The following is a 10,531-nucleotide window of genomic DNA, read 5'->3' on the forward strand; positions in this document are numbered from 1 at the left end:
GTCAGCCCTGGGGGAACAGCGTGATCGCGGCACCCCACAACGCGCCGGGGTTAATGCGGTCAGGGTGCAGGGCGAGCATGCTCGCATAGAATGCCGCGGCGGAATCTGACGATTCGAGCAGTCTGCGGGCGTCAGTCAGGTACTGCCGTGTCGCCTGGATCTGTGATGGAGTGTCCGCTGCGCGAGGATCTTTGTGACCGGCAATGACCGTTGCGGGGCTGAGGGCTTCGGCGATGTCGAGGGCGGCAAGCCACTCGTCGATTCCCGTCACACCGCCGGATTCCGTCAGGTACGGGTGGACGCCGTTATAGACGGCGTCGCCGGCAACCAGCAGTCCGGTCTGCGGCACGTGCAGGATCGTCGTCGCGTCGGTGTCTGTGTGGCCCACTTCGATAGGCAGCAGCCGAACTCCCTCCAGCTTGAAACCATCCGCGTCGACCACGCAGACGTCCACCTTGCCAGTCGGTAGCTGGCCTGGAAACACTTGGTCCCAGAAGTCGGCACGAAACTGAGGTTGGTTTTGCGCCGCCATCAGCTTGCGGGTTCCCTCGGTCGCGAGCACCGACACGTCGGGAAACCGCTGCAGTAACGTGATGGCGCCAAACCAATGATCGCCGTGCCCGTGGGTGATGTAGATCTGCCGCAGCTTCCGGCGCGATGCCACAATCCAATCACCGACTTCGGTTGCCTGTGTTTTGGTCAGGGGTGGATCGACCAGTACGGCGTCGTCTCGTCCCATGATCAGCGTCGAAGTGATTGGCGACCACATCCGGGTGCTGCCGTCGGGAAGCGGACCGCGTCCCGATTGCGGGATCTGCCCTGCGACAAATAGGTTGTGCTGTAACGGCTGGTTCACGCTGTCACCTCCGTGACCGCCTGGGTGAACTCGAGGATCATCGTCGCGACGGCCTCCGGGTACTCGAAATGCACCCAGTGACCGCCCTTGTCGATAACTTTCACATCGGCTTGGACAAAGCGCGGAGTGATCGCAGCGAGGACCTGTTCGGTCACGAATGCGTCAGCCCCGCCGCGGATAGCGAGGACCGGGCCGGTGAACGCGCTGGTCGCCGCGGCGTTCTTGACGCCCTCGTTCCACATGTCGACGTAGCGAGCGGCGACGTCGGGTCTGACTACGCCTCCGATGCGTACCAGCCGGTCCAGTTCGTGCGCATCGAGATTGGGTGAGAGCTCGGTCCGCAGAGCACGCTGCGCATCGGCGTCTCCGCCAAGCGCGCGAAACGGCGCGACCACCTCGGCAGGTAGCTGCGTACCGCCAAGTGGCACCGGTGTGAGTAGCACCAGCCCGTGCACCCGGTCGGCCTGATTGGCGGCGACCAGCTCGGCGACCTGTGATCCCATGCTCTGGCCGACTACGATCACGGGCGCGTCGATGCCGGCAACCATGTCTCCGGCCTCGACGGCGAGGGACTCGAGGGTAACGGTGGCGGGATCGGCGAGGGCTCGGCTACGCGTTCCGAAACCAGGCAGGTCATAACGAATCACGTCGACTTTGCCTGCCAGCGCGGCGATTATTCCGTCCCACACCGTCGCGTCATCGAGGAATCCGTGGATGAACAGCAGCGTGGTGGTCATCACGCCACCGCCTTCGTGGCGCCCGAAGGTGACCATTCGGCGGTGTCGATGGGTGAGTAGTCGGTTGAGTGCCCGTCGAGCCGGCCGGCGCGTTGCGTGCTCAACTCGTCGACGAGTTCCTCGGGCAGCGGCGTGGTGAAGATGTTGTCGACCACCGTGTACTCCGCGGCAAGCCTCCCGAACACGCCGAGGGCGCCGACGTCGATACGTCCCCGGGACAGGTAAAGATCATCACGCACGTGGATTTTCTTGACTCGTCCCCACACCACATGATCGGGCAGTGGCGGCATCGGGATGATACGGTCCACCACGCATTCGAAAGAGATCGGCGCGCCTGCGATGCGCGGAGCCGACACCACTTCCGACGGCGCCTTCTCCAGTCCCAGCGCCTCGAACTCGTCGACATCGGTGTCGAACTCGAACGCCGAACGGTGTACCGCGTCCGCCTGAGCGAGTGTCGCGATGTTGATGACGAGCTCGCCGGTGTCGCGGATGTTGACGAATGTGTCCTTGAGCGTGATGCCGTCGGAGCGGGGCTGCAAGGTGATCGAGAGGATCGGTGGAAATCGCCCCACGGCGGTGAAGAACGACACCGGTGCGATGTTGCCCACTCCGGTGGTCGAGCTCGTGCTGACCAGGCGATCGCGCGCGGCAACACGCTGCCGATGAGAAGTTTGTAGCTGCTGGTGGGGTCGAGGTCCGCGGTGTCGATGATCATGACAATCTCCCTAAGGTTGATGATGGTGGTTGGTTGTTGCAGGGCCAGGCCGCGCTGAGCGTGTCGGCAGTGGTGGACAATGTTTGAATCCCAACGATTCGCCAGCCCTGTTGGCTGCGGCTGAGTTCGAAATGCGCTGCCAGCCGCTCGATCTCGGCGCCATCAGCGCGACGGCGTGACCAGATGACCTCGATAGCCGCGCCGTTGTCGTGATAAACGCTGACCTTGTGGTCCGGCACGTCTGTGTAGCCATAGCCATCCGCCCGAAGCCGGACTTGAGTCTCGTCTAGGAGCTGCACCACGGCCGACGCGTCGCGGAACCATTGTCCGCCCTGCTCGGTGCTGTAATGCAGTGGCGCTGCCCAGTAGTCAAGGATGAACTCCGGTCCCCGGGCAATCGTTCCGGCGGCTACGCCGACCCAGGTGGGCAGGTAGTCGTCGAAGAACCAGCTCGTCACGTCGTCGTGTACCGACGTCGTTAGTTGAATTTCGTTGTCAGTCATGATCTTCCCTTTTCTCGATATTCGCCTATCAGGACAGCAGCGCGACTGCCGTGTACCAGACCGGCCCGACATTCAGCCGGTCTGGGTAGAGGCGGATCATGTGGTCGAAATACTCACGCGGGCTGGGTTTGCCTACGAGCAATCGCTGTGCGTCCAGCAGGTAGTCGCGGGTCTGACTGACGATGATGGGGTCGTCGGGCAAGTCCTTGTTCTTGTGCCCGGCCACGACCGCGCGGGGATGTAGCGCCTCGACCTTGTTGAGCGCCTGCAGCCATGCCTTGATTCCGCCGTTGGCGCTTTCCAGCAGGTACTGGTGCACGCCGTTGTAGGCCACATCGCCGGCCACCACCAGTCCCATGGACGGGACGTGCAAAATGGTGGTGTCGTCTGTGTCGGTGTGGCCGACCTCGACGGCCACCAGGCGCCGGCCCTCTAACTCGAGTCCGTCGGAGGGAATGGGTTGATAGACGACGGGGCTCGGGGGGATCAGGCCGGGAAAGTCAACGTCCCACATCTGGGCGCGGCCTTCGGTGGCTTGTTTGTGCATCATCGCGATGGTGCCTTCGGTGGCGTAGGCGACGGCTTCGGGGAAACGCTGCAGCAGCATGTCGGTGCCGAACCAGTGATCGCCATGCCCGTGCGTGGCGTAGATGTGAGTCAGCTTCTTGCTGGAATTCTCGATCCAGTCGCCGACGCGTTGCACCTGCTCGCGGCTGAACGGCGGGTCGACCAGCACGGCGTCGTGGTCGCCGTAGATCAGGGTCGAGGCCACTGGCGAGGAAACGATCGGGCTGCCGTCGGGTAGCCGTTGCTGGCGTTGGCGCCGTAGTCCTTCGTGCACCATCACGTCGTACTGCAATTCACTCATGGCGGATTCCTTTCAGGGTCAATTATTTTCGGTTTTGACGAGATGCTCGGTGAACCAGTCACACGCGGCGGCACTGGCCTGGTCGAAGCGCCCCAGGTAGGGGTCGAAATGACCGCCGTCGAGGGTGACGAGTTTCTTCGGCTGGAGCGCTTGCTCGTAGGCCTGCAGCGCCAAGTCAGTGACGGTGATCGAATCGCGCAGCCCCACGATCAGTAGCAGCGGAGTCGGCGAAACCCGTGAAATCCACTGTCCCGGCTCATACATCCGCGCCGCGCGAGTGGATCGAAGGGTGACGATGTTCTCCCAGACTCCGTCGGGGACCGGCTGGTTGTAGAAAGTGACGGCATCCGGGCTCCGGTAGGCAGCCGGTACCGCAGGATCGGAGCTGACCACGGCTTGCGTGGCGGCTGGCTCGCCGCGGTATCGGCGCCGCTCGTCATCGATGAAGGCCGCCTCCAGCGCGGGCACTTGCTCGAGCGGCACCCGGCGAAGGCTCTGTTGGTAGCCGCTGATGGTCGGCACCTGGGCGACCACGGCACGCACCCGGCGATCCGTGGCACCGAGCACAATCGCATGACCGCCGGCATAACTGGTGCCCCACACACCGATCCGGTCCGGATCCACCGCTGGGTGGTCTTCCAGAAAAGAGATGGCCCGACGCCAGTCGGCGATCTGGACCCATGGGTCGACGTCGAAGCGCGGCGAACCGCCACTGGAACCAAAGCCGCGATGGTCATGCACGAGCACCACGAACCCGGCGTCGGCGAACAGGCTGGCAAATCGGTCCAGGCCGTGTTCCTTTACCCCTGCGAAGCCGTGCGCCATGGTGATGGCCGGATGTGGTCCCGTGCCGTCAGGCACTAACAACCAGCCTCGCAGCGCCACATCACCTTCGACGGGGAACTCGACATCCATTCGCCGCACCATCTCTGCTCCTTCCCGTGCCGTACAACATCCACTGTGTGCGCGCTGCGTCCGAGAAGGTGAACCCGCAATGACACTGGTATTGGCGGGACCAGGCTTAGGCTCATGTGGTGGCGGCGAAAGGCAGTGCGCTCGGTGATTACCTGCGTGCGCGGCGCGGACAGGTCCGTCCCGAAGACGTCGGGCTGGTCGCGGGCGCGCGGCGCCGTGTTCGGGGCCTGCGACGCGAGGAGCTGGCCACGTTGGCCGGTATCAGCTCCGAGTATTACTTGCGGCTCGAGCAGGGCCGCGACAAGAATCCGTCAGTTCAGATCCTCGACGCAATCGCGCGGGCGCTCCAGCTGGACCTCAAAGGCACCGAGTATCTACATCAGCTGGCGAGCCCGCCTGGCAGCCGCCGGGAGCAGTTGCATCTGGAGACCACTGCCGACGGCACCGACGAACTCATCAACCAGTTTTCGATGCCGGCAATCGTGGTCAGCAGATGCCTGGATGTACTGGCCGCAAATCGGGTCGCCCGCGCGCTGTCACCGGGATTCACAACTGGGCGCAACTTCCTACGCTGGCGGCTCTTAGATCCCGCTGCCCGCGACTTCTTCGTTGATTGGGACGAGGCGACCGACGTCGTGGTGAGCGGGTTGCGCGAAGCAGCCGGTAGCGATCCGGATGATCCGCGGTTGCGCGCCCTGGTCGACGAATTATGGACCGCCAGCGCGCGTTTCCGGGAGCTTTGGGCACGCGCAGAGGTCGGTTACCGCACGGGCGTCATCCACATGCGCCACCCGGACGTCGGTGACCTTTACCTACACCGCAACAGGTTCAACATTCCGCACTCCGGTGGACAGCACATGCTGACGTATCGCGCCGAGCCCGGCAGCGAATCGGCCGCCAAACTCGAGGCGCTGAGGTCGCTGGCCGCTGCGGGCCCAGGGTAAGTCGGCTGTCAGGGGTGGGGAGACCGTTCGTGTGGTGTGTCCGCTGGCGGGTAAAGAGGCCGCAGCGCGGCAGGCGGCCGGAATCGTGCCCACTCGCCGAGAGGCTGCGCCAGCCGGTCGGCGACGGCCCAGATCACCGCCGGATGGTGGCCGAATCCCAAATGGCTGCTGACTACCGCAATGTTCTCGGCCCGTGCGTACGGCTGGTCGAGGCAGGCCTGCCAGGCGACGATGCCGTCGCATCGGGAGTAGATCGAGGTGGCCGGCACCGGCAGCGGGTCGCCGCCGGACTCCAGCGGCAGCTCCCTTGGCACGACATGCAAGTGGGCGTAACGGTCGTAGGCGCGGCGGGCCCGGGACTGACGTTCGTGGGCGAGACGGATCGGGCTGCCAAGCGTGATGACCTGGCGCACCGCGGTCGGAGTGTCGCGGGCCAGGATGCGAGCGTAGATGCCGCCGAGGCTCCAGCCGAGCACGCTTACCGCGGAGTCGTATCGCGATTGCAGGTCGGAGAGGCGGTTCTGTAGTCCGGTGACCGTCGCAGCCGTGGGCCCGAGGTTGCGGCCGAGCCGCCAGCCGTGCACACGGTAGCCCAGGTCGCGCAAGATGCGCCGCAACGTCCAGGTCGAATCGTCATCGGCGAGCAGGCCCGGCAACACCAGAACCGGGTGGCCATCGCCGACCGGCAGTAGTTGCCTCAGCGGCAGCGCGGCGATGAGCAGACCGAACTCGGCCATCGCACGGGCAGGGTCTGTCACAAAGAGCCACGACGGGGGAGCGCTCGCCCCGTCGGTGTGGGCGAGTATCTGCGACCGCGCCATCGGGCTCGACATCAGCCGGCCCCGACAGCATCCGACAGTGCGACGAGTTCGTCTTTGAGCGCGTCGATTATCAGATCGACATCGGGCACCAGGTCGCGGTCGGCCAATGCGCCGAAGTTGATCTTGCCGTTCGACCCCAAGACGGTCAGGTTAAGCCCCTGTCCGTCGGCGATCGCCGACAGCGGGTAAATCCCGTCGAGCAGCGCCCCGCACAGGTAGAGATCCACGGTCGGCCCGGGAACGTTGGAAATGATCAAGTTGAACGGCGGGACCCGCTCCAGAAGCCGCAATCGGGTGGCTAGCCGGTTGGCCTGATTAGCCAACGCCGGCATCGAGAACTCGGCGATGTCGGTGAGCAGCTCGGCGGGCAGCGCGTTGTGCTGCTCCTTGGCCGCGCGCATCGCCTCGTGCACAGCTGCCAACCGCCCAGCCGGGTCCGCCACATGCGTGGGTAGCGGCGCGATGACGGACGACACCCGGTTGCCGTGGGTGCCCTGTTGTTCTTCGGTGCGGGTCGACACCGGAACGGCAGCCACCAGGGGTCCCTCGGGCAGGGCGTCGTGTTTCTGTAGCCAGATGCGCAGGGCACCAGCGCACAGCGCCATCACCACGTCGTTGACGGTGACACCGGCCGCGTTCTTGATCGCTTTGACATCAGCTAGCGGGACGCTGGTGAAGGCCCATCGCCGATGCGGGCCGATGTTCTTGTTGAAAGGTGTTGCGGGCGCAATCAACGGCGGCGCCGACAGGATGACACCGCGGTCACGGCGCAGTAGAAACCGGTCGATGAGCGGCAGCCAGGGGCGGGCGGGGCTGCTGACAAACGCTGGCAATGAACGCACGATTCCCGCCGAGATCCGCGCGGCTCGAACCGGATTGGTTGCCAGCGACGCGGCGCTGCGCACCAGCAGCTTCGCAGCGCCGGGCTCGGTTTCCGGACGCCACGAGTCTGGCTCGCCGGCGTCGCGGGGTTCCGGGGAGGTGTCCATCAGCGCGGCTAGCAGGTCGTTTCCCGAGACCCCGTCGATGGCCGCGTGGTGCACCTTGATGTAGACGGCCTGCCGGCCACCCTGCAGCCCGTGGATGAGGTACGTCTCCCACAGCGGGCGGCGGCGGTCCAGCGGGCGTGCGTGGAGCCGGGCAGCCTGGACGGCCAGCTGGCGATCGTCCCCCGGGGCAGGCAACGCGAGTTCGCGGACATGAAACTCGATGTCGAAGTCTGGATCTTCGATCCAGTAGGGATTGTCGAGACCGAAGGGGACCTCCGCCAGACGACGCCGAAACGGCGGGACCAGATGCAAGCGGGACTCGATGAGCTCGGTCAGCCGCTCAAGCGTCACCGCCGTACCTCTTGTTGGCGGATCAAGGACGGACACACTGCCCACGTGCCCGTAGGCCGTTGGCGAGTCAAGCGCTAAAAATGCGGCATCCAAACCGGTCAGCTGCTGCATCTCACCTCCATGGGGAAGCTTGGTTTAGCCCTCACGCTAGAACCAGTTTTCGTCCAAGTCGATGGTGGTTCGGTCGCCGCCATCGAGCAGGTCGAACTGCGTGGCCGTCTTAGGGAGTTCGTAGTGGAAGAAGTATTGCGCGGCAAGGCGCTTACCGTCATAGAAATCGCCGGTCTCGCCATGCGCGGCTACAGCCTGCTGCAGCCAGATCCAGGCCAGCACGACGTGGCCGACGGCCTCGAGGTACACCGTCGCGTTGGTCAGCGCGGCGCCGGGGTCGCCATCCTTCCAGAGAGATAGGGTGGTGTGCTCAACCCGCTGCGCGGCCGCTGCCAGCGCGTCTGCCCAGCCCGCCAGCGGATGTCCCAGTGCCGACGCTTGGCTGCTCGTGCGTCGTATTCTGTCGAGCAGCAGGCGCAGGCCGCGGCCGCCGTCGATGAGCACCTTACGGCCGAGAAGATCGAGGGCATGAATGCCGTGTGTGCCCTCGTGAATAGAGTTCAGTCGATTGTCGCGGTATAGCTGTTCGACGTTGTAGTCGCGGGTGTAGCCGTATCCACCGTGGACCTGGATAGCCAGACTGTTGGCCTCAACGCACCACTGCGAAGGCCAGCTCTTGGCGATCGGGGTGAGCACCTCGAGCAGAAGTCTTGCCTCGTCGCGGTCGGCATCGGCTGGGGCGGAAAGTGTTTCGTCGATAAGGTGGCTGCAATACAGACCGAGCGCCAAAGCGCCCTCGACATAGCTCTTTTGGGCGAGCAGCATTCGGCGCACGTCGGGATGGGAGATGATCGGAATCTCGTCGACGGATTCGCGCCCGCGCAACAGGGGTCTGCCCTGCGCCCGGGTCCGGGCGTAAGACAGCGCCTGCAGATACCCCGTATAGCCCAGGGCCGTGGCCGCTAATCCGACGCCGACCCTGGCTTCATTCATCATGTGGAACATTTGACGCAGCCCGTCGAACTCCTGACCGACCAGGTAGCCGACCGCCCCGTTGACGCCATTGGGCGTGATGGAGTCGTCGCCAAAATTCAACAGCGCGTTGGTCGTTCCGCGATTGCCCATCTTATGGTTGAGTCCGACCAGCACCACCGAGTTACGGGTTGACGGGCGGCCGCCGTCATCGACGAGAAACTTCGGAACGACGAACAGCGAGATGCCTTTGACGCCCGGCGGGCCTCCGGGTGTTTTGGCCAGCACGAGATGAACGATGTTTTCGGACATTTCGTGATCGCCGCCGCTGATCCACATCTTGGTGCCGGTGACGCGGTATGTTCCGTCGTCCTGTCGGACCGCCTGTGTCGTGATGTTGGCCAGTGATGACCCCGCGTGCGGCTCCGACAAGCACATCGTTCCCAGATAGCGGCCGTCGAGCATCGGCCGCACCCAGGTCTCGATTTGTTCCTTGTTGCCGTAGGCGGCCAGCAGGTGGGCGTTGCCGATGGTCAGGCCCAGGTAGGAGGCGGTGCTGATGTTGGCCGCCTGCAGCCAGGCGAAGGCGGCCCTCGACACCACGTAGGGGAGTTGGTACCCGTCGATCTCGTGGTCGAATTCGCCGGCAAGAAGTCCGGCGGTGCCCACCGCCGACAATGCCGCTTTCATCTCGGGCAGCGTGGTCACGGTGCCGTCGGGATTGGCGAACGGCTCCTCCGTGTCGGCGGTCTTGAAGTGCGGAGCAAAGCGTTTGACCGCTATGTCTGCCGCGAGATCCAGAACCGAGTCGAAGGACTCTATCGAGTGCTCGCTGTACCTCGGCCGGTCACACAGCGCTTCCACGTCGAGCCATTCGTAAAGCAAAAAGTCGATGTCGCGCGGATTCAGTAGCGGGGGGTGAGAGTCGGCGTAGATACGCTTCATGAGGACCTAACTATTGATGTCCGTTGGGTTTCGGAGTGTCCTCGGCGATCGATTTGACTGAAAGCGTCGCGACGATCTCGTCGGTCGAGACGACGGCGCTCGCGTAAGCCGGGATATTGAACTGCAGCGAGGCATCCATTTCGGCGTGCCCAAAGCTGCCGATAGCGTCCTTCACTACGGTGACCTCGTAGCCGAGCTCGGCTGCGAACCGGACGGTCGACTCTATGCATGTGTTGGCGCGCATGCCGATCACAATGACAGTGCGGAGGCCGTGCTTCTTGAGCTGGAGGTCGAGGTCCGTGTTGGCGAATCCACTTGAGAGCCAATGCTCCTGAGCGACGACCTCGTCGGGATGCGGCTCGAAATCGGGTGAAAACTTCCGCCCCACGTTCCGTCAGCGAAAACATGTCCCTTGGCGGCCGAGGCCTGGATGGGCGGCAGCGTCTTCCAATGACTGTATGGATCACTTTCGCGCCAACGATGGTGCGGGGCGACGAAGACCTGCACGCCATTCGCCCGAGCGGCCGCGAGGACCTGCCGCATATGCTCGACAACATTGTTCGCCTCGAGTGTCGAGCGGCTGAGTTCGTAGAGCTTGCCCCCTTCCGACAGGAAGTCGTTGTAGGGATCGACGATAAGCAGCCCCGTCAGTTCAGGTTGGTAAGTCAGCTCAGCTTTCGATGGGTGCGCCAAGCGGTACTCCTTTTGGTCCGATCGATCCTCGAGAGCGCGGCCTAACCTTGATTTTTCGTGAAACTCGGTGGTTTTGGTGGGTTGAAACGCGAAAGTGCCTGTCCTGCAAGGCATGATGAGACTTCTCAGGGTTCCATGATGCTGGCGGGAAGGCACTTCGCAGGTGAA

11 protein-coding genes are annotated in these 10,531 nt (G+C 64.0%); 1 reads left to right on the forward strand and 10 read right to left on the reverse strand.

What is annotated here, in order from left to right; genetic code table 11:
• Position 1: 1 nt before the first annotated feature.
• From ACLQI9_RS30505 to ACLQI9_RS30530, 6 genes are all read right to left on the reverse strand, one after another.
• Positions 2–856 (reverse strand): MBL fold metallo-hydrolase, encoded by an 855-nt coding sequence (locus ACLQI9_RS30505; protein ID WP_442376070.1) that lies wholly within the window; start codon positions 854–856, stop codon positions 2–4.
• Positions 853–1,593, reverse strand: coding sequence for an alpha/beta fold hydrolase (locus ACLQI9_RS30510; protein ID WP_442376071.1), 741 nt, complete (start codon positions 1,591–1,593; stop codon positions 853–855). The genes ACLQI9_RS30505 and ACLQI9_RS30510 overlap by 4 nt, the downstream gene beginning before the upstream one ends.
• Positions 1,593–2,186 (reverse strand): flavin reductase family protein, encoded by a 594-nt coding sequence (locus ACLQI9_RS30515; RefSeq protein WP_442392682.1) that lies wholly within the window; start codon positions 2,184–2,186, stop codon positions 1,593–1,595. The genes ACLQI9_RS30510 and ACLQI9_RS30515 overlap by 1 nt, the downstream gene beginning before the upstream one ends.
• A gap of 121 nt (positions 2,187–2,307) precedes the next feature.
• Positions 2,308–2,814, reverse strand: a complete 507-nt coding sequence (locus ACLQI9_RS30520) for a DUF6841 family protein (RefSeq protein ID WP_442376073.1) — start codon at positions 2,812–2,814, stop codon at positions 2,308–2,310.
• A gap of 28 nt (positions 2,815–2,842) precedes the next feature.
• On the reverse strand, positions 2,843–3,682 hold the full coding sequence (locus tag ACLQI9_RS30525) for an MBL fold metallo-hydrolase (RefSeq protein ID WP_442376074.1): 840 nt from the start codon (positions 3,680–3,682) through the stop codon (positions 2,843–2,845).
• 18 nt (positions 3,683–3,700) lie between these two features.
• Positions 3,701–4,609 carry an alpha/beta hydrolase gene (locus ACLQI9_RS30530; RefSeq protein WP_442376075.1) on the reverse strand — a complete coding sequence of 303 codons (909 nt, stop codon included), beginning with the start codon at positions 4,607–4,609 and terminating at the stop codon, positions 3,701–3,703.
• Positions 4,610–4,716: 107 nt separating this feature from the next.
• Between ACLQI9_RS30530 and ACLQI9_RS30535 the strand changes: the two genes are divergently transcribed.
• Positions 4,717–5,541, forward strand: coding sequence for a helix-turn-helix domain-containing protein (locus tag ACLQI9_RS30535; protein ID WP_442376076.1), 825 nt, complete (start codon positions 4,717–4,719; stop codon positions 5,539–5,541).
• 8 nt (positions 5,542–5,549) lie between these two features.
• On the opposite strand, the gene ACLQI9_RS30540 is transcribed toward ACLQI9_RS30535, so the two are convergent.
• From ACLQI9_RS30540 to ACLQI9_RS30555, 4 genes are read right to left on the reverse strand one after another with little or no spacing between them, the layout of a single operon-like run.
• Complete coding sequence (locus ACLQI9_RS30540) at positions 5,550–6,362, reverse strand: esterase/lipase family protein (protein WP_442392684.1); 813 nt, start codon at positions 6,360–6,362, stop codon at positions 5,550–5,552.
• Between the two features lie 11 nt (positions 6,363–6,373).
• Positions 6,374–7,813, reverse strand: a complete 1,440-nt coding sequence (locus ACLQI9_RS30545) for a WS/DGAT/MGAT family O-acyltransferase (RefSeq protein WP_442376078.1) — start codon at positions 7,811–7,813, stop codon at positions 6,374–6,376.
• Positions 7,814–7,849: 36 nt separating this feature from the next.
• On the reverse strand, positions 7,850–9,670 hold the full coding sequence (locus ACLQI9_RS30550) for an acyl-CoA dehydrogenase (RefSeq protein ID WP_442376079.1): 1,821 nt from the start codon (positions 9,668–9,670) through the stop codon (positions 7,850–7,852).
• 10 nt (positions 9,671–9,680) lie between these two features.
• Positions 9,681–10,058: a cysteine hydrolase family protein gene (locus tag ACLQI9_RS30555; RefSeq protein ID WP_442376080.1), complete on the reverse strand. Its 378-nt coding sequence runs from the start codon at positions 10,056–10,058 to the stop codon at positions 9,681–9,683.
• Between the last annotated feature and the right edge of the window lie 473 nt (positions 10,059–10,531).

It is taken from the genome of Mycobacterium sp. (assembly GCF_052143115.1).
GTDB lineage: Bacteria > Actinomycetota > Actinomycetes > Mycobacteriales > Mycobacteriaceae > Mycobacterium.

Bases quoted from the DNA above. Each gene is read 5' to 3' on its own strand.
- ACLQI9_RS30510 (WP_442376071.1), bottom strand. From the start codon at position 1,593: ATGACCACCACGCTGCTGTTCATCCACGGATTCCTCGATGACGCGACG.
- ACLQI9_RS30520 (WP_442376073.1), bottom strand. From the start codon at position 2,814: ATGACTGACAACGAAATTCAACTAACGACGTCGGTACACGACGACGTG.
- ACLQI9_RS30525 (WP_442376074.1), bottom strand. From the start codon at position 3,682: ATGAGTGAATTGCAGTACGACGTGATGGTGCACGAAGGACTACGGCGC.
- ACLQI9_RS30530 (WP_442376075.1), bottom strand. From the start codon at position 4,609: ATGGTGCGGCGAATGGATGTCGAGTTCCCCGTCGAAGGTGATGTGGCG.
- ACLQI9_RS30540 (WP_442392684.1), bottom strand. From the start codon at position 6,362: ATGGCGCGGTCGCAGATACTCGCCCACACCGACGGGGCGAGCGCTCCC.
- ACLQI9_RS30545 (WP_442376078.1), bottom strand. From the start codon at position 7,813: ATGCAGCAGCTGACCGGTTTGGATGCCGCATTTTTAGCGCTTGACTCG.
- ACLQI9_RS30550 (WP_442376079.1), bottom strand. From the start codon at position 9,670: ATGAAGCGTATCTACGCCGACTCTCACCCCCCGCTACTGAATCCGCGC.